The sequence below is a fragment of the Mycobacterium sp. SMC-8 genome (assembly GCF_025263565.1).
Classification (GTDB): Bacteria; Actinomycetota; Actinomycetes; order Mycobacteriales; family Mycobacteriaceae; genus Mycobacterium.
In genome coordinates this window covers 891,309-909,297 of record NZ_CP079865.1, presented here as the reverse complement: position 1 = coordinate 909,297, position 17,989 = coordinate 891,309, and the positions used below count along the sequence as shown (strand labels likewise).

Genomic DNA, 17,989 nt, shown 5'->3' with positions numbered 1-17,989 from the left:
TCCGTGTCGGATGATCAGGTGGTTCGAACAAAGACCTCGGCTAGGCCCCGGGGTCTTTTTCGTGGGTGCGGTTCACGCGGCGTCTCCGCCTCCGCGCCGGGTTGCGCTTTCTTGCTCCGAGATCCATCGCAGCACTTCGTCGCGCCGGTAGACGACTCGGCGGCCCAAGGTGAAACTGGCCGGTCCGATGTCGCAGTGGCGCCAGTAGCGGAGAGTTCCAACGGGAATGCCGATGATGTCTGAAACCTGTTTGGCACTCAGTAGATCCATGTAGCTGCTCCTCAATAGTGGGTTCTGTCAACGAATCCAACGGTGGTGGTGGCGCCCTGCATTTGTCCACCAGTACCCTCAACTTCGCCTATAAATTGGCTCCAGTCGAACGATTTCGTCGGCTGTCGGTGGTCGGTGGGAATCTGGCACCCAACGGAGGTGGCTCACATGCAGCGACGAAACCGCCGCGCCGGCGTCGAGGACAGGTGGCGTCGATCGGACGGGACCCCTGCCGCGCGCAATGGCAAAGGGCGCCGATGGTTGGCCCGGTATGTCGATGATCAAGGCGGTGAGAACACCCGTTCGTTCGACCGCAAGGTGGACGCTCAGGCCTTTCTCAACGAGATCACAGCCGCGCAGACGATAGGAACCTATGTCGCGCCAAAAGCCGGGCGCATTACCGTCCGTGAATTGCACGCCAAGTGGCTTGGTACCCAGGGCCATTTGAAGGAGACGACGGTTGCGACACGCGCGTTCGCATGGTCGGGCTACGTCGAAGGCCGGTGGGCCGCGGTCGCAGTAGCCGACGTGCAATCGTCGGATATCAGGGCGTGGGTGCAGCAATTGGCGGCGGGTGGAGCCAAACCGGCCACCATCGAGAATGCGCTTAGCGTCCTGAGACAGATTCTGGAGATGGCCGTCGACGATCGACGGATCCCCCGCAATCCGTGTATGGGAGTGAAGTCGCCGCGACGACAGCACCGAGCACGGGGCTACCTGACGCACCGGCAGGTGGAACTTCTGGCCCGCGAGGTCGGCGAGTACGCCATCGTTGTTCGATTTCTGGCCTACACCGGGTTGCGCTGGGGCGAGATGGCAGCGCTGCGGGTGGAGTCATTCGACATGCTGCGTCGCAGGGTGAATATCCGTGAGGCGGTCGCCGAGGTGAAGGGACGTGTGGTGTGGTCGTCGCCGAAATCCCACGAACGTCGCTCGGTGCCGTTCCCGGCGTTCCTGGCCGAGCCGCTGGCCGTGCTCATGATGGGTAAGCGGCGTGAGGACTTGGTGTTCACATCGCCAGGAGGAGCACTGCTGCGAGTGTCGACGTGGCGGCCGCGGGTCTTCAACGTGGCCGTCCAACGTCTCCAGGCAGCAGACCCGGCGTACCCCACCGTGACACCGCACGACCTTCGCCACACGGCGGCGTCGCTGTCGATCAGCGCGGGGGCCAACGTCAAGGCCGTCCAGACGATGCTCGGGCACGCGTCCGCAGTCCTGACCCTGGACACCTATGCAGACTTGTTCCCGGACGACCTGGAGCAGGTTTCGGTTGCACTAGATGCGGCGCGGATGCGGTCTTTGGAATCCACTGCGGACCAGCTGCGGACTGGGAAGTAAGAAGGCCCCGACCAGAATTCCCGGTCAGGGCCTCTACCTGCGAACACACCAGTCGGGGTGGCGGGATTCGAACCCACGACCTCTTCGTCCCGAACGAAGCACGCTACCAAGCTGCGCCACACCCCGAGTGAAGCCACGACAGCGTATCGCACCGGGCGCCGAAGACGCCAAACGCCCATCCGTGACGCGACACACCCCGGGGAAGGAACGGAGCTGTCGGTGGCGTTATGCACACTGACAGACACAGACCGACGAAACGAGGCGAGCCATGACCGGGTTGGGCGCATCGATCTACCTGGGCTTCTTCTTGCTGGCCGCGCTGTGGCTGTTCCTGACTTCCGACGGCCCGCTAACGCGGCGCGCCGACGATCAGGGCCAGCGCCCGGACCGCTCGAACTCGGCCAGCACCCCGGACGATTCGGCCGGGTCGATGCCGTGGCTGGTCAGCCACTCGTCGCAGAAGTAGGTGTCGGAGTAGCGGTCGCCGCTGTCGGCGAGCAACGTCACCACCGACCCGCTGCAGCCCTCGGCCACCATTTCGGCGAGCAGGCAGAACGCCCCCCAGATGTTGGTCCCCGTGGAGGGGCCCACCCGCCGCCCGAGCACCCGGCCCACGTGGTGCGCCGCCGCCACGGACGCGCAGTCGGGCACCGAGATCATCCGGTCCACCACTCCCGGCACGAACGACGGCTCGACCCGCGGACGCCCGATCCCCTCGATGCGTGACGACGCGCCGGTGACCACATCCTCCCCACTCATGTACGACGGGTAGAACGCGGAGTTCTCCGGGTCCACCACGCACAGCCGGGTGGGGTGACGCCGGTAGCGGATGTAGCGCCCGATGGTGGCGCTGGTGCCGCCGGTGCCGGCGCCGACGACGATCCAGTCGGGCACCGGGTGGTTCTCCTGGCCCATCTGCGAGAAGATCGACTCGGCGATGTTGTTGTTGCCCCGCCAGTCCGTCGCGCGCTCGGCGTTGGTGAACTGGTCGAGATAATGCCCGCCGGTCTCGTCGGCCAGCCGGTGCGCCTCCTCGTACACCTGCGCCGCCTCCTCGACGAAATGGCAACGCCCGCCCTGGGATTCGATCAGCGCGATCTTCGAGGCACTCGTCGAGGCCGTCATCACCGCGATGAACGGCAACCCCAGCATCGCCGCGAAGTACGCCTCCGACACCGCCGTGGAGCCTGACGACGCCTCGATGACCGTCGTATCCTCACCGATCCAGCCGTTGCACAGCGCGTACAGGAACAGCGACCGCGCCAGCCGGTGCTTGAGGCTTCCGGTGATGTGGGTGGTCTCGTCCTTCAGATACAGCGAGACGCCCGCCGACCAACTCGACGGCAACGGGTAGCGCAGCAGGTGCGTGTCAGCGCTGCGGTGCGTGTCGGCCTCGATCAGCCGGACCGCGTTGTCCACCCATGCCCGCGATTGCCGCTGACACGGGCCCGGCGGGCTCACCGCGCCGATACGGAGGGGCTCGACTGTCCGGCCTTCGATCCCGCGTCGGAACCCCCGGTCGGAGCCGCCACCAGCGTCAGCAATGTCGCCTCGGGGCGGCAGCAGAACCGCAGCGGCGCGAACGGCGAGGTGCCGATGCCGGCCGACACGTGCAGCTGGGTGCGGGCGCCCCAGCGCGACGGGCCCTTGGCCCGCGACCGGTCGAGGTCGCAGTTGGTGACGATCGCACCGTAGAACGGCAGGCACAGCTGACCGCCGTGGGTGTGGCCGGCCATCACCAGTTGGTAGCCGTCGGCGGCGAAGCGGTCCAGCACCCGCGGCTCGGGGGAGTGCGTCAACCCCAGCGTCAGGTTCGCCGACGGGCTGGCCGGCCCGGCGATGGTGTCGTAGCGGTCCCGGGTCAGGTGCGGGTCGTCCACGCCGGCCGCGGCGACGTGCAGGCCGGCCACCTCGAACTCGCGCCGGGTATGGGTCATGTCCAGCCAGCCGCGCTCGGTGAACGCCGCCCGCAGGTCCTGCCAGGGCAGCGGCTCACCGTGGATCCGGTGGGTGGGCTTGGTCAGATAGTTGGCGGGGTTCTTCAGCTTCGGCGCGAAATAGTCGTTGCTGCCGAACACGAAAACACCGGGTACCGACAGCAGGTCGCCGAGGCCCTGCACCACGGCCGGCACCGCTTTCGGGTGCGCCAGGTTGTCGCCGGTGTTCACGACGAGATCGGGTTCCCAGCCCGCGAGCTCGCGCAGCCACGCCTGCTTGCGCCGCTGAGTGGGCCGCATGTGGATGTCGCTGATATGCAGCACCTTCAGCGGGGACGACCCGGGGGTCAGCACCGGCATCGTCGCCTCGCGGACCACGAAGGCGTTGCGCTCGATCAGCGACGCGTACCCGATGCCGGCGACGAGCGTGCCGACCGACGCGGCGGCGGTGGTCTTCAGGATCGATCCCGGTGAAGCGACGTGCATTCGCCCAGCCTATCGCTACTCCCCGTGCGTCACAGGTTCCCGGGGGTCAGCCCGGCGGCGGTGGCGGCGGCGGGCCGAGGACCGGCACCGTGATCGGCGGCAAGCCCGGAATCTGGATCACCTGCTGGCCGACCGGCGGTGGCGGCCCGCCCGGCGGCGGCGCACCGGCCGGCGGCGGTGGCGGAGCGGGGGCGATGCCGTTCGAGATCTGGATGGTGATGATCGATCCCGGAACCGTCTGCCCGGTCGGGGACGTGCCCACCACGGTGCCGTACGACGACGAACTGTTGACCGGCGAGGGCTGATCGGCGACCTGGAATCCGGCCTCGCGCAGACGTTGCCGCGCGGCGTCCTGGGTCAGACCCGCCACGCTGGGCACCTTCGAACCCGGCGCCCCGTCCACGTAGCGCGGATCCGTGGGCGGGAGCGTGACGTCACCGAACGCGGTGGCGATGGGTGTCATCGCGGTGAACCAGGTGCGGGCCGGCTCATTGCCGCCGAACAGGTTGCCGGAGCCGCACTGCCGCAACGGGAACGAGCACAGCTCGGTGGGCGCCGTCGAGTCGTCGTAGATGTAGCTGGCCGCGGCGTACTGGTTGGTGAAGCCCAGGAACGCCGACGAACGGTTGGCCTCGGTGGTGCCCGTCTTGCCGGACATCGGCAGGGTCCAGCCCGCCGAGCCCGCCGCACCGGCGGCGGTTCCCGCACCGGTGTCGTCCTTGCTCATCGCGACGGCCAGTGTGTTGGCCAGCCCCTCCGGGACGACCTGCTCACACGTCTCGGTCGTCACCGACACCGGCTCGCCGTAGCGGTCGTACACCTCGGCGATCGGGTTGGGCGGGCACCACGTGCCGCCGGAGGCCAGCGTCGCGGCCACGTTGGACAGCTCGAGTGCGTTGACCTCGATCGGGCCGAGGGTGAACGAACCGATGTTCTGCCGCTTCACGAAGTCGGCGAGGCTCTCGTTGCTTTCCGGGTCGTAGTCGCGCGCGGTGCCCGGCAGCGCGTAGGAGCGCAGGCCCAGCCGCACCGCCATGTCCACGGTGCGCTGCACCCCGACCTGGGCGATCAGCTTCGCGAACGCCGTGTTGGGGGAGGTGGCCAGTGCATCGGTGACGCTCATCTGGCCGCGGTAGTTGCCGGCGTTCTGTACGCACCAGGTCGCGGGCGGGCAGCCCCGCGCACCGCCGCTGCCCAACCCCTTGGCCTCGAAGCGGCTGGGCGCATCGAGCTGGGCGTTGATGCCCATGCCCATCTCCATCGCCGCGGCCGTGGTGAAGACCTTGAACACCGACCCGGCGCCATTGCCCACCAGCGAGAACGGCTGCGGCTGCATCGTCTCCCCGGCGTCCAGATTCAGGCCGTAGGTACGGTTACTGGCCATCGCCAGCACCGGGTGCGACTCCTTACCTGGCCGGATCACGCTCATCACACTCGCGACGCCGGGTAGATCCGGGCTGGCGTACTGGGTGATCGCGTTCTTGACGGTGGCCTGCACGTCCGGATCCAGCGTCGTCTTGATCATGTAGCCACCCTTGGCCACCTGATCCTTGCTGATCCCGGCGCGGGCCAGGTACTCCAGCACGTAGTCGCAGAAGAACGCGCGGTCGCCTGCGGCGATGCAGCCGCGCGGCAGTTCCTTCGGCTGGGGCAGTATCCCGAGGGGCTCCTCCCGGGCCGCGCGCAGCTCGTCGGCGTACTCGGGCAGGTTGTCGATCATGGTGTCGAGCACCACGTTGCGGCGCGCCAGCGCACCGTCGGGGTTGGTGTACGGATTGAGCGTGCTCGTGGACTGCACCATGCCGGCCAGCAGTGCGGCCTGCTGCCAATTCAGCTCCGAGGCGTTGACACCGAAATAGGTCTGCGCGGCGTCCTGCACGCCGAACGCGTTGTTGCCGAACGACACCAGGTTCAGGTAGCGGGTCAGGATCTCCGGCTTGGTGAGCGTCTCGTTCAGCGTCAACGCCATGCGGATCTCGCGCAGCTTGCGGGCCGGGGTGGTCTCGATCGCGGCCCGCTTCTCGGCGTCGGTCTGCGCGATCACCAACAGCTGGTAGTTCTTCACATACTGCTGTTCGATCGTCGAACCACCGCGGGTGTCGAGGTTGCCCGACAGGTAACCCGACAGGCCCGTGAGCGTGCCCTGCCAATCGACACCGTTGTGGTCGGCAAACCTTTTGTCTTCGATAGAAACGATCGCCAGCTTCATCGTGTTGGCGATCTGATCGCTGGGCACCTCGAAGCGCCGCTGGTTATACAGCCACGCGATGATGTTGCCCTTGGAGTCCGTCATGGTCGACACCTGAGGGACCTCGCCCTCGACCAACTGCGCCGAGCCGTTGGCCACGACGTCGGATGCGCGGTTGGACACCAGCCCGAAACCGCCGACGATCGGGAACATCAATCCGGCGGCCACCACACTGGCGAGCAACACACACCAGGCGAGCTTGATGACCGTCACCGCGCGCGGCGGACGGCCCGAGGGGTGCTCCGGCATGCGTACAGACTAGCGACGAATTCCGGGCCCCCGGTCACGAGCAGCCCGGATACGGTCGTGACAGGCCATGTCAAACGCCATTCGGACGCGGTTATGTGCGGACGAGCCCGCTGAGGTCCAGCACGATACCCGGATGACGGCACGGTCGTCCCAAAAAAGTGGTCACGGATGTATTGCGCAAACTGTCCCTGACCACCTAAGTTGAGCTGACAGTGCGATGCAGGTCACACCTGGTACCCGCAGTGTGGCGTAGATCGCATCAGCAATCGACGCGTGGGTTAATCATCGTCTGCGTTGTCGGGGCGCGGCCAGAACGATAAGGGGATCGCCGGTGTCAACAATCAAGCCTGCGGCTCGTAAGACCTCCGTGGACCCATCCGGCCAGTCCATTCCGCACAGCGCAGAGGCCGAGGCCCGCATTGCCTGGGTCTCACAAGCCCGGTGTCGCCAGACGGATCCGGATGAACTGTTCGTCCGCGGCGCTGCCCAGCGCAAAGCCGCGGTGATCTGCCGGCATTGCCCCGTCATCGCCGAGTGCGGCGCTGACGCGCTGGACAATCGAGTGGAGTTCGGCGTCTGGGGAGGCATGACCGAGCGTCAGCGCCGCGCCCTGCTCAAGCAGCATCCCGAGGTCGTCTCCTGGGCCGACTTCTTTGCCGCTCAGCGCAAACACCGTACTGCTGGCTAACACCTCGCACAGCTGAGCCGCGATTGCCTGATTCGCGGGTCGGCCCAGCCGATCGGACACGCGGAAGCCGCGCCCTCCGGGGCGCGGCTACTGCATTGGGGCGAAATTCGCGGTCTACGCCGCGGCTGGCCCGCCGGTGATCTGATCGGCGATCGCTCGCAGCGCCTCGAGGTCGGATACGTCGAACGGCAGTGACGGCACACCCACGAGCGCCACGTGCGGGTTCGCGCCGGTGAAACGCGACAGCAGCCTCACCTCCCGCTTGGCCGTCGAGGCCCGGTCGGCATGAATACGCAACGCCGCCACCGCCACCGAGTCCGGGTCGGTCTCGGCCAGATCGTCGGCGGCCTCGGCCGCTTTCTCGGCGTGCAGTTGACACAACGTCGGATGGGTCCGGTTGAGGATCAGCCCGGCCAGCGGCATGTGCTCGGAGGAGAGCCTGTCGACGAAGAACGACGCCTCCCGTAGCGCGTCGGGCTCGGCGGCCGACACCACCACGAACTGTGTGCCCCGCCGTTTGAGCAGATCGTAGGTACGGTCGGCCTTCTCCCGGAATCCGCCGAACGTCGCGTCCAGGGACTGCACGAAAGAGGCTGCGTCCGATAGCATTTGGGAACCGAGAATCGTCGACATGCCCTTCATCGCCAGGCCGACCGCGCCGGTGACCAACCGGCCGATGCCGCGGCCCGGTGCCAGTAGCATCCGCCACAACCTGCTGTCCATGAAGCTGCCCAGGCGTTTGGGGGCGTCGAGGAAGTCCAGCGCATTGCGCGAAGGCGGGGTGTCGACGACGATCAGATCCCACTTGTCTTCTGCCAGAAGCTGTCCCAACTTCTCCATGGCCATGTACTCCTGTGTGCCGGCAAGCGAGGTGGCCACAGTTTGGTAGAACTGGTTGTCCAGGATCGCGTCCGCCGTGCCGGGTCCGGAGTACTGAATCACCATCTCGTCGAACGTGCGACGCATGTCGAGCATCATCGCGTGCAGTTCGCCGGGCACCTCCGGCGCGAGCGGCACCCGCTGCGGGGTGTTGCCCAGATCCCGGATCCCGAGCGCCTGGGCGAGCCGCTTGGCCGGGTCGATGGTCAGCACGACCACGGTGCGGCCGTATTCGGCGGCCCGTAGAGCCATCGCGGCCGCGGTGGTGGTCTTGCCGACGCCGCCCGCCCCGCAGCAGACCACGACCCGGTTGGAGGTGTCGCGCAGAATCGACGCCATGTCGAGGGCCGGTGGGGTGTGGCTCATCGTGTCTCTCCCGCTCACCGCACGCCCTGGTGGGCGAGCTCTTCGGCTAGTTCGTAGAGGCTGCCGAGGTCGACCCCATCGGGCAGCGAGGGCAGGTCCAGCCGGGCCACATCGAGTTCGGCGAGCTGCTCGGCACTCTCGTTGCGCGCCGCGATGCGGGTGGCGTGCTGGATGGTTTCGGTGAGCAGGCCGGCGAAATCGTCGTCGGAGAGCGTGATGCCCGCGTTCGCCAGACCGGCCCGCACCGCATCGGCGTCGATGACGCCCTCGGCGGCCTTGGCCAGGTCGTCGGGAGCGAGGTAGGCGGGGATGTTGCGGTTGACGATGACGCTGCCGATGGGCAGACCCATCTCCCGCAGCTCCTCGATCGCCTCCAGCGTCTCCTGGATCGGCAGCGCTTCAAGCAGCGTGACGAGGTGGATCGCCGTCAGATCCGAGTGCAGCAGCTTGACCACACCTTCGGCCTGCGAATGCACGGGCCCGCCCTTGGCCAGGTCCGACACGGCCTTGGTGACGTCGAGGAAGCGTGCGATACGTCCGGTGGGCGGCGAGTCGACGACGACCGCGTCGTACACGGCGCCCTTGCCCCGCGGCTGATCCTTCTCGTTACGCGTGACGATCTCTTTGATCTTGCCGGTCAACAACACGTCCCGCAGGCCAGGAGCGATCGTCGTCGCGAACTCGACGGCGCCGATCCGGCGCATCGCCCGTCCGGCCAGGCCGAGGTTGTAGAACATGTCCAGGTATTCGAGGAACGCCGCCTCGGTGTCGATGGCCAGCGCGTTGACCTGGCCCCCGCCTTCGGCGGTCGCGATCTTGACCTCTTCATAGGGCAGTGGCGGGACGTCGAAGAGCTGCGCGATCCCTTGGCGCCCTTCGACTTCGACGAGGAGCACCTTGCGGCCACCCGCGGCCAGCGCCAGCGCCAGCGCCGCGGCGATGGTCGACTTGCCCGTGCCGCCTTTGCCGGAGACGAAGTGCAGCCGCGCCTTGGTCAGGCGCGAAGGCCAGCCGGGCTGCTTGGTGCGGGACGATCCGGAAGAACCGGAAGACCCGGAAGGGGTGGTAGCCACCCAAGCATGCTAGCCAAGGCCTGTCCGATCCCGGATAAGCTCAGCCGCATGAGCGAACAGAAGAGGTGGGCGGCGTGAGCGAAGCGACCAAATGGGAGTACGCGACCGTCCCGCTGTTGACGCACGCCACCAAACAGATCCTCGACCAGTGGGGTGAAGACGGCTGGGAACTGGTCTCGGTGCTGCCCGGACCCACCGGCGAGCAGCACGTGGCCTACCTCAAGCGACCCAAGTGAGCGCCTGGTCGGCCCGACTGGACGAGCTGGGCATCGCGCTGCCCGAGGTGGTCGCGCCGCTGGCGGCCTACGTCCCGGCGGTGCGCACCGGCAACCTCGTCTACACCGCCGGACAGCTGCCGATCGCCGGCGGTGAGCTGACCGTGACCGGCAAGGTGGGCGCCGAGGTGTCGGCCGAGGATGCGCACGCGCTGGCCCGCCGGTGCGCGCTCAACGCGCTGGCCGCCGTCGACGCGCTGGTCGGCATCGACGCTGTGGTCAAGGTGGTCAAGGTCGTGGGCTTCGTCGCCTCCGCGCCCGGCTTCGGCGGGCAGCCCGGTGTCATCAACGGGGCCTCCGAGTTGTTCGGCGAGATATTCGGCGAGGCCGGCGCCCATGCCCGCTCCGCGGTCGGGGTGTCCGAGCTGCCGCGAAACGCGCCGGTGGAAGTGGAAGTGATCGTGGAGGTCGCGTGAGCGACGATCGGGCTGAGGTCGCGTAGGTGGAGCACCCCGCGTACAACGTGCTGCGACCGGTGACCGACACCGCGTCGGTGCTGCTGTGCGAGAACCCAGGGCTGATGACGCTCGACGGGACCAACACCTGGGTGCTGCGCGGACCGGGCTGCGAAGAGATGGTCGTAATCGATCCCGGCCCCGACGACAAGGACGAGCACATCGAGCGGCTTGCCGCGCTCGGCCCGATTCCGCTGGTGCTGATCAGTCACCGCCACGGCGACCACACCGGCGGCATCGACCGACTGGTCGACCTGACCGGTGCGGTGGTGCGGTCGGTGGGCAGCGGTTTCCAGCGCGGTCTCGGCGGCTCGCTGACCGACGGTGAGGTGATCGACGCGGCCGGTCTCAAGATCACCGTGATGGCGACCCCCGGCCACACCGCCGATTCCGTGTCCTTCCTCGTCGATGACGATTTGGTGCTGACCGCGGACACGATCCTGGGGCGGGGCACCACCGTCATCGACGACGAGGACGGCGACCTCGGGGACTACCTGGAGTCGCTGCGCCGGCTGCGCGGTCTCGGGCACCGTAGGGTGCTGCCCGGGCACGGACCCGAACTCGACGACATGGTCGCCGTCAGCCAGATGTATCTGACGCATCGCGAAGAGCGACTCGACCAGGTCCGGGCCGCGCTACGCGCATTGGGGGAGGACGCCACGGCCCGGCAAATCGTCGAGCACGTGTACACCGATGTCGATGAGAAGCTGTGGGACGCCGCCGAATGGTCGGTGCAAGCGCAGCTGAACTTCCTGCGGAAGTAACCGCGGAAAGGGTCTACCTCGCTCGGCGGGCCAGCCGCTCCGAGTCGCTGATCAGCACACTCTTGCCCTCCAGGCGGATCCAGCCGCGGTGGGCGAAGTCGGCGAGCGCCTTGTTGACGGTCTCGCGGGACGCGCCGACCAGCTGGGCGATCTCCTCCTGGGTCAGATCGTGCGTGACGCGCAGCGCGCCGCCCTCCTGCGTGCCGAAGCGCTGCGCAAGCTGCAGCAGCTGCTTGGCGACGCGGCCGGGGACGTCGGTGAAGATCAGGTCGGCGAGGTTGTTGTTGGTGCGGCGAAGACGGCGGGCCAGCACGCGCAGCAGCTGCTCGGCGATCTCGGGCCGGTCGGCGATCCACGCCCTCAGCGCTTCACGGTCCATCGACACCGCGCGCACCTCGGTGATGGTGGTGGCGCTCGAGGTCCGCGGACCCGGGTCGAAGATCGACAGCTCACCGAACATGTCCGACGGGCCCATGATCGTCAGCAGGTTCTCGCGACCGTCCGGGGAACGGCGACCGATCTTCACCTTCCCGGAGATGATGATGTACAGGCGGTCGCCGGGCTCACCCTCGGCGAACACCGTGTGTCCGCGCGGGAAGTCGACGGGCTGCAACTGCTTGGTCAGCGCGGAAACGGCGCTCGGTTCTACACCCTGGAAGATTCCGGCCCTGGCCAGGATCTCGTCCACGTTGCCCCTTTGTGCGTTCGATGTTTGTGCGTTCGATGATCAAAAAATGCGCGAGCCGACCTCGAAAGTCGTGACGTCAGTCTAGAGGCAAGCCCTGTGTGACCTGCCCACGCTACACACGATCGGCATGTCGGGTCTGCCGAAACTCAGTATTCGCGAGCGTAGCGAAGTACCCGCCGGCGGTCAGTCCCGGCGCCGACACAGGTTCGAGAAACCCGTCCGTCGGAGTGTCCCGCTGCTCGACGCGCCGGGGCGGTGTGCGCGGCGCCCTGTCGGCGTTCGCCGATGCCGGAGTCTCGGCGCGGTCGGTGTCGGCCCGGCGCAGGAACTCGTCGACGTCGGCCGGGGAGAACGCGTCGCGACGCAGGCCGGCCTCGACGCGCTCCAGACCGAAGGTCGCCAACATCAGCAACCCAGGGATCAGCGCGACGAGCAACCACGACACAACGCAGAAGTAAACACGGTGAAGGTCTCGGCGGGATCACGAAAAGTCCACGTTAAGGACCTATCCACCACCGGGTGTGTCGGTCGTCGTCAGTACCCTGGCCTGGTGACCGTGAAACCGGCCGGCAGGGCCCCGCGCGCCGCGAAATGGGACAAAGAGACCCGGCTCGGCCTGGTCCGCCGCGCCCGCCGGATGAACCGCGCTCTGGCAGAAGCGTTTCCGCACGTGTACTGCGAATTGGACTTCACCAATCCGCTGGAGCTCACCGTCGCAACCATTCTGTCCGCGCAGAGCACCGACAAGCGCGTCAACCTCACCACCCCGGCTCTGTTCAAGAAGTACCGGACTGCCGTGGACTACGCGACCGCCGACCGTACCGAGCTCGAGGAGCTGATCCGGCCCACCGGGTTCTACCGCAACAAGGCCAACTCGCTGATCGGGCTGGGCCAGGCGTTGGTGGAACGCTTCGATGGGAAGGTTCCGGCCACCCTCGACGAACTGGTCACGCTGCCCGGCGTCGGCCGCAAGACCGCCAACGTCATCCTGGGCAACGCGTTCGACGTCCCGGGAATCACCGTCGACACCCACTTCGGGCGGTTGGTCCGTCGGTGGCGCTGGACCGCCGAGGAGGACCCCGTCAAGGTCGAGCACGCCGTCGGCGAGCTCATCGAGCGCCGCGAGTGGACACTGCTCAGCCACCGGGTGATCTTCCACGGCCGGCGCGTGTGCCACGCCCGTAAGCCCGCCTGCGGGGTGTGCGTGCTCGCCAACGACTGCCCGTCTTACGGGACCGGCCCCACCGACCCGCTCATCGCCGCGCCGCTGGTCAAGGGGCCCGAGACCGAGCACCTGCTGGCGCTGGCGGGGCTGTAGGCGCAGGTCTTGTCCGTCAGTGCGTCGACCCGGTGGAGCATCGTGGCGCTGGTCATCCTGATCGCCCTCGGTGTCGCGCTGTGGACCGAACTAGGTGCCGGCGACTCCGAACCGGGCGCGCGACGCGACGTGCCGTCTGCGCGGGACCGGCGCGACGCCGACACCCCGGAGGCGCTGACCGGTCCGCGTGCCCGCGCCGATCTGGCGCCGTGCCCGTCGCCGGGTCCCGGTCCCGGCCCGGAGGCGCTGCGCGGCATCGTGCTCGAGTGCGCCGGGGACGGATCGCGTGTCGACGTCGCGAAAGCACTGGCCGGCAAGGCCGTCGTGCTCAACCTGTGGGCGTACTGGTGCGGACCCTGCGCCGACGAGCTGCCCGCGATGGCCGAGTATCAGCGCCGCGCCGGCCCGGCGGTCACCGTGCTGACGGTGCACCAGGACGAGAACGAGAGCGCGGCGTTGCTGCGGCTGGCTGAGTTGGGGGTGCACCTGCCGACCGTGCAGGACGGGCGCAGGACCATCGCCGCAGCGCTGCAGGTGCCCAACGTGATGCCGGCCACGGTGGTGCTACGCCCGGACGGTAGCGTTGCCGAGATCCTGCCCCGGTCATTTGCGACCGTTGACGAGATCGCCGCCGCGGTCGATCCGAAGATTGGAGTCGCGTGAGCTGGGACAGCAGACACGACGAGCTGATCCCGTCCGCCGCTCCGCCCTGGCTGGTCCCGCTCGTCGAAGACCCCGGCGCGGTCAAGAACGCCTACCGCCGCAGGGTTGCGCCCGAGGTGCTGGCCGGGCTCGCTGCGGCCAACACCACGGCCGCGGTGACCGGCACCCGCCGGGACGCCGCGGTGCTGGTGCTGTTCTCCGGCCCCCGGGACGGGGCGCCGGGTGTCCTGCCCGACGACGCCGACCTGCTGGTGACCGTGCGGGCCTCCACCCTGCGCCATCACGCCGGCCAGGCTGCCTTCCCCGGCGGGGCCGCCGACCCACAGGACCGCAGCCCGGTGCACACCGCGCTGCGTGAGGCCACCGAAGAGACCGGCATCGACACCGGCCGACTGCAGCCGCTGGCCGTGCTGGACAAGATGTTCATCCCGCCGTCGGGCTTCCATGTCGTGCCGGTGCTGGCGTACTCACCGGATCCGGGACCGGTCGCGGTGGTCGACGCGGCCGAGACGGCCGTCGTGGCCCGGGTCCCGGTGCGCGCCTTCGTCAATCCCCAGAATCGGATCTCGGTGTACCGCAAGCAGAACACCCGCCGCACGGCCGGCCCGGCATTCCTGCTCAACGAGATGATGGTGTGGGGGTTCACCGGGCAGGTGATCGCTGCTCTGCTGGAGGTGGCGGGCTGGGCGGTGCCGTGGGAAAGCGACAACGTGTACGAACTCGACGACGCAATGGCGTTGCTGGACGCCCAGGGCAGTTACGGTGATGCGCAACGATGAACTCGTCTCAGTGGCTTGATATCAGCATCCTGGCGTTAGCCCTGATCGCCGCCATCTCCGGCTGGCGATCGGGCGCGCCGGGCTCCTTGCTGGCTCTTGTCGGGGTGGCGCTGGGCGCGGCGGCGGGAATCCTGCTGGCCCCCTACGTCGTCGACCACATCAGCGGCCCGCGCACCAAGCTCTTCGTCACCCTGTTCCTGATTCTGGCGCTGGTCGTGATAGGCGAGATCGCGGGGGTGGTGCTCGGCAGAGCCGTACGCGGGGCGATCCGCAGTCCCGGGCTGCGGGTGGTCGACTCGGTCGTCGGGGTCGCGTTGCAGCTGGTGCTGGTGCTGACGGCGGCCTGGCTGCTGGGCACCGCGCTGGTGTCCTCGCCGCAACCCAATCTGGTCGCCGCGGTGCAGGGTTCCAAGGTCATCGCCGAGGTCGACTCCGTCGCTCCCAGCTGGCTGCGATCGGTACCCAACCGGCTTTCGGCGCTGTGGGAGACCGCCGGACTGCACGACGTGCTCAAACCGTTCGGACCGACACCGGTCGCCGAGATCGACCCGCCGGACCCGTCGCTGGCCACCTCGCCGGTGGTCAACACGACCCGGTCGAGCGTGGTGAAGGTGCGCGGAGTCGCGCAGAGCTGCCAGAAAGTGCTGGAGGGCACCGGTTTCGTCATCGCCCCCAACCGGGTGATGTCCAACGCGCACGTGGTGGCCGGGTCGAACAGTGTCACCGTCGAGGTGGACGGACAGACCTACGACGCGGGGGTGGTCTCCTACGACCCCAACGCCGACATCTCGATCCTCGACGTGCCCAACCTGCCGTCCGCCCCGCTGCAGTTCGTCGACGCGGAGGCGCAGCCGGGCACCGACGGCATCGTGATGGGCTATCCCGGCGGCGGCGACTTCACCGCGACCCCGGCGCGGGTGCGCGAGGTCATCGAGCTCAACGGGCCGGACATCTACCGGTCCACCACCGTCACCCGCGAGGTCTACACCATCAGAGGCACTGTGCGCCAGGGCAACTCCGGCGGGCCGATGATCAACCGGCAGGGCAAGGTGCTCGGTGTGGTGTTCGGCGCGGCCGTCGACGACGTCGACACCGGATTCGTGCTCACCGCCGACGAGGTGGCCCGGCAGATGGCCAAGGTCGGCAACGTCGAACGCGTCCCGACCGGCACCTGCATCAACGCGGGCTGACCCGTCAGCCGTACACCTGGCCCAGGAAGCCGCGCAGCTGTTCGTTGACCGCTTCCGGTGCTTCCTCATGGCTGTAGTGACCGGCGCCGTCGATCGAGACGTACCGGCCGTGCGGGGCGTAGCGCTGGGTGCGCTGCACCGGATCGGCCAGCACATACGGGTCGGCGTCCCCACGCAGATGCAGCACCGGCACCCCCAGCGGCCGCTTCATCGAACCCATGAAGCGGCGCCCCTCACCGCGCAGCTGGCTGCGCACCGCCCAGCGCTGGTACTCCAGGGCGCAGTGGGCCGCCGACGGGATCTGGATGGCGCGCCGAAGATGGCCGACGGTCTCCGCGAAATCCTCGCTGGCGTGCCATTTGGCCGTGGACCGGCTGCGCACCAGCCGCTCGATCTCGGCGCCGTCGTGGCGGGTCAGCGCGCGCTCGGGCCACATCGGCACCTGATAGCGCAACATCCACGGCAGCAGGGCCCGACCCTGATCGCGCCGGGTCAGGGTCGAGGTGCGCAGTGCGGCCGGGTGCGGGGAGCTGACCACCGCGATTGCCCGCACGGCTCGCGGATGCAGCACCGAGGTGGCCCAGCAGACCAGGCCGCCGTCTGCGTGGCCGACCAGGGTGGCGCTGTTGTGGCCCAGTGCCCGGACCAAGCCCGCGGTGTCCCCGGCCAGCGTCCACCCGTCGTATCCGCGCGGCGGCTTGTCGCTGCCGCCGTAGCCGCGCAGGTCCACGGCCACGACGCGGGCACCGGTCAGACCGGTGAGCTGATGGCGCCACGACCACCAGAATGACCCGAATCCGTGCAGCAGGATGACCAGCGGGCGGTCCGTCAACGGGCGTGACCGGTCGTCGAGCTCGGCTGGGCGCTGCGCTTCCACCACGTGGAAACGAATCCCGTTGGCGTGCACGTCCAGATGCCGCCACGGCCCGCCGATGCGCACCACCGACGGATCGGGTGGGTTCATTACCAGCCTGAGGGGTCTTTTTGCGTCGACGGATCGCCGTTGGTGGTCGCTACGGTTCTCTTGTCCGGGCCGGGGGTGAACGCCTCCGGGATCTCCTTGACCGTCTCGATGGTCTTCTGGGGACCCCGAATACGGCGCACCTTCAGGTAACCGAACAGCGCGAGCAGCCCGGTGAGAACGACCATGATGCCGAAGACGATCAGATAGGCCGCCCATTTCCACAGCCAGTTGTCGAGCAGCTCGGCCAGGAAAAAGAAGAAGAAGAAGGTCGAATAGAACAGCACGACCAGCGCGGCGATGAAGAAGACGCTGCCGGTGAGCCCTTTCTTGACGTCCCGGGTGATCTCGGCCTTGGCCAGCTCGACCTCGGCCCGCACCAGCGTCGACACCTGCGCGGTCGCGTCCTTGACCAGATCCCCGATCGACGGGTCGGGTTTCGGTGCGTGAGGGTCCACCAGCGGTATCGACGTCACGGTGTTCGGCACGCCGTTTCTGCGATCGCTCACGCGGGGCTTCCTTCCGGCCACTCTTCTCGGTCGCGTTCATGTTGCCACGTGGCGTCCCACTAAACGATTCCGCCCGAGGATAGACTGCGCGAGTTCCTTGCTGGGCGGGTCGGGCACCTCGATAGGGGATTGACATTTGAACACGAGCGGGCGCTTTCTGCCGGTCCGCGCGGCGCTCCTGGCTCTGGTCGCCCTGCTGACCCTCGCCACCGTTCCCGCCCACGCCGCACCGCCGGTGGCCCTCGGTGGCGGCTCCGGGCTCGTCGTCGACGGCGAGACGCTGTGCACGCTGACCGCCATCGGCACCGACAGCCAGGGCAGCCTGATCGGGTTCACCTCGGCGCACTGCGGCGGCCCGGGCGCCGTCGTCGCCGCGGAGGCCGATCAGGACGCGGGCCCCGTCGGGACGATGGTCGCGGGCAACGACATCCTCGACTACGCCGTCATCAAGTTCGACCCGGCCAAGGTCACACCCGTCAACACGGTCAACGGCTTCCGCATCGACGGCCTGGCGCCAGATCCCCGCTTCGGCGACGTGGCCTGCAAACTCGGTCGCACCACCGGATATTCGTGCGGAGTCACCTGGGGCCCCGGAGAACAGCCGGGGACCATCGTCAACCAGGTGTGCGGGCAGCCGGGTGACTCCGGCGCACCCGTCACCGTCAACAACCGGCTCGTCGGCATGATCCACGGCGCGTTCTCCGAGGACCTGCCGACGTGCGTGATCAAATTCATCCCGCTGCACACCCCGGCGGTGACCATGTCGTTCAACACGCAGCTGGCCGACATCACCGCCAAGGGCCGGCCCGGCAGCGGTTTCGTACCCGTCGGGGCGGGCTAGCTTTCCCGCGGC

At 68.2% G+C, this 17,989-nt stretch carries 20 protein-coding genes and 1 tRNA gene; 10 read left to right on the top strand and 11 right to left on the bottom strand.

The features are described from left to right. Positions 1–72: 72 nt before the first annotated feature. Positions 73–270, bottom strand: coding sequence for an AlpA family transcriptional regulator (locus KXD97_RS04510; protein WP_062657835.1), 198 nt, complete (start codon positions 268–270; stop codon positions 73–75). 168 nt (positions 271–438) lie between these two features. Between KXD97_RS04510 and KXD97_RS04505 the strand changes: the two genes are divergently transcribed. Beyond that, the gene (locus KXD97_RS04505; RefSeq protein WP_067992226.1) at positions 439–1,608 is read left to right on the top strand and encodes a site-specific integrase; all 1,170 of its coding nucleotides are present in this window, start codon (positions 439–441) and stop codon (positions 1,606–1,608) included. A gap of 52 nt (positions 1,609–1,660) precedes the next feature. Here the strand turns inward: KXD97_RS04505 and KXD97_RS04500 are convergent. The 4 genes from KXD97_RS04500 to ponA2 all read right to left on the bottom strand — a co-directional run bounded on the left by KXD97_RS04500 (position 1,661) and on the right by ponA2 (position 6,528). Then, positions 1,661–1,734: transfer RNA gene (locus tag KXD97_RS04500), tRNA-Pro, on the bottom strand. A gap of 243 nt (positions 1,735–1,977) precedes the next feature. Next, positions 1,978–3,069 carry a PLP-dependent cysteine synthase family protein gene (locus KXD97_RS04495; protein ID WP_260755644.1) on the bottom strand — a complete coding sequence of 364 codons (1,092 nt, stop codon included), beginning with the start codon at positions 3,067–3,069 and terminating at the stop codon, positions 1,978–1,980. Further along, positions 3,066–4,031: a metallophosphoesterase gene (locus tag KXD97_RS04490; RefSeq protein ID WP_260755643.1), complete on the bottom strand. Its 966-nt coding sequence runs from the start codon at positions 4,029–4,031 to the stop codon at positions 3,066–3,068. The genes KXD97_RS04495 and KXD97_RS04490 overlap by 4 nt, the downstream gene beginning before the upstream one ends. Positions 4,032–4,077: 46 nt before the next feature. Continuing rightward, positions 4,078–6,528: a transglycosylase/D,D-transpeptidase PonA2 gene (gene ponA2, locus KXD97_RS04485; protein ID WP_260755642.1), complete on the bottom strand. Its 2,451-nt coding sequence runs from the start codon at positions 6,526–6,528 to the stop codon at positions 4,078–4,080. Between the two features lie 331 nt (positions 6,529–6,859). Here ponA2 and KXD97_RS04480 point away from each other — a divergent pair, with 331 nt between their 5' ends. Then, a complete protein-coding gene (locus tag KXD97_RS04480; protein ID WP_396884657.1) occupies positions 6,860–7,216 on the top strand; it encodes a WhiB family transcriptional regulator in 357 nt (118 codons plus the stop codon). A gap of 114 nt (positions 7,217–7,330) precedes the next feature. Here KXD97_RS04480 and KXD97_RS04475 read toward each other — a convergent pair whose 3' ends face one another. Both KXD97_RS04475 and KXD97_RS04470 read right to left on the bottom strand, forming a co-directional pair. Then, positions 7,331–8,461, bottom strand: a complete 1,131-nt coding sequence (locus KXD97_RS04475; protein ID WP_260755641.1) for an ArsA family ATPase — start codon at positions 8,459–8,461, stop codon at positions 7,331–7,333. Between the two features lie 14 nt (positions 8,462–8,475). Then, positions 8,476–9,534, bottom strand: a complete 1,059-nt coding sequence (locus KXD97_RS04470) for an ArsA family ATPase (protein ID WP_260755640.1) — start codon at positions 9,532–9,534, stop codon at positions 8,476–8,478. Between the two features lie 74 nt (positions 9,535–9,608). Between KXD97_RS04470 and KXD97_RS04465 the strand changes: the two genes are divergently transcribed. Genes KXD97_RS04465 through KXD97_RS04455 form a run of 3 tightly spaced genes read left to right on the top strand, consistent with a single transcriptional unit; the run spans position 9,609 to position 11,028 of the window. Further along, positions 9,609–9,770, top strand: a complete 162-nt coding sequence (locus KXD97_RS04465) for a DUF4177 domain-containing protein (protein WP_157897640.1) — start codon at positions 9,609–9,611, stop codon at positions 9,768–9,770. Then, entirely contained in the window at positions 9,767–10,225 is a 459-nt protein-coding gene (locus KXD97_RS04460; protein ID WP_260755639.1) for a RidA family protein, read from the top strand. The genes KXD97_RS04465 and KXD97_RS04460 overlap by 4 nt, the downstream gene beginning before the upstream one ends. A 26-nt stretch (positions 10,226–10,251) precedes the next feature. Beyond that, positions 10,252–11,028 carry an MBL fold metallo-hydrolase gene (locus KXD97_RS04455; RefSeq protein ID WP_260755638.1) on the top strand — a complete coding sequence of 259 codons (777 nt, stop codon included), beginning with the start codon at positions 10,252–10,254 and terminating at the stop codon, positions 11,026–11,028. A gap of 13 nt (positions 11,029–11,041) precedes the next feature. Here the strand turns inward: KXD97_RS04455 and crp are convergent, their stop codons facing one another. Next, on the bottom strand, positions 11,042–11,716 hold the full coding sequence (gene crp, locus KXD97_RS04450; RefSeq protein WP_003931718.1) for a cAMP-activated global transcriptional regulator CRP: 675 nt from the start codon (positions 11,714–11,716) through the stop codon (positions 11,042–11,044). Positions 11,717–11,828: 112 nt separating this feature from the next. Next, positions 11,829–12,161, bottom strand: a complete 333-nt coding sequence (locus tag KXD97_RS04445) for a hypothetical protein (protein ID WP_260755636.1) — start codon at positions 12,159–12,161, stop codon at positions 11,829–11,831. Between the two features lie 192 nt (positions 12,162–12,353). On the opposite strand from KXD97_RS04445, the gene nth reads away from it, so the two are divergent. The 4 genes from nth to marP are packed head-to-tail and all read left to right on the top strand — an operon-like array spanning position 12,354 to position 15,666. Beyond that, on the top strand, positions 12,354–13,034 hold the full coding sequence (gene nth, locus KXD97_RS04440; protein ID WP_260757836.1) for an endonuclease III: 681 nt from the start codon (positions 12,354–12,356) through the stop codon (positions 13,032–13,034). Between the two features lie 9 nt (positions 13,035–13,043). Beyond that, positions 13,044–13,697 carry a TlpA disulfide reductase family protein gene (locus tag KXD97_RS04435; RefSeq protein WP_260755635.1) on the top strand — a complete coding sequence of 218 codons (654 nt, stop codon included), beginning with the start codon at positions 13,044–13,046 and terminating at the stop codon, positions 13,695–13,697. Then, positions 13,694–14,476, top strand: a complete 783-nt coding sequence (locus tag KXD97_RS04430; RefSeq protein ID WP_260755634.1) for a CoA pyrophosphatase — start codon at positions 13,694–13,696, stop codon at positions 14,474–14,476. Before KXD97_RS04435 ends, KXD97_RS04430 begins: the two co-directional genes overlap by 4 nt. Continuing rightward, a complete protein-coding gene (gene marP / locus KXD97_RS04425) occupies positions 14,473–15,666 on the top strand; it encodes an acid resistance serine protease MarP (RefSeq protein ID WP_260755633.1) in 1,194 nt (397 codons plus the stop codon). The genes KXD97_RS04430 and marP overlap by 4 nt, the downstream gene beginning before the upstream one ends. A 4-nt stretch (positions 15,667–15,670) precedes the next feature. Here the strand turns inward: marP and KXD97_RS04420 are convergent, their stop codons facing one another. Further along, positions 15,671–16,630: an alpha/beta fold hydrolase gene (locus KXD97_RS04420; protein WP_260755632.1), complete on the bottom strand. Its 960-nt coding sequence runs from the start codon at positions 16,628–16,630 to the stop codon at positions 15,671–15,673. Then, a complete protein-coding gene (locus KXD97_RS04415; RefSeq protein WP_260755631.1) occupies positions 16,630–17,136 on the bottom strand; it encodes a phage holin family protein in 507 nt (168 codons plus the stop codon). The genes KXD97_RS04420 and KXD97_RS04415 overlap by 1 nt, the downstream gene beginning before the upstream one ends. A gap of 136 nt (positions 17,137–17,272) precedes the next feature. On the opposite strand from KXD97_RS04415, the gene KXD97_RS04410 reads away from it, so the two are divergent. Then, a complete protein-coding gene (locus tag KXD97_RS04410; protein WP_260755630.1) occupies positions 17,273–17,977 on the top strand; it encodes a S1 family peptidase in 705 nt (234 codons plus the stop codon). Positions 17,978–17,989 lie beyond the last annotated feature (12 nt).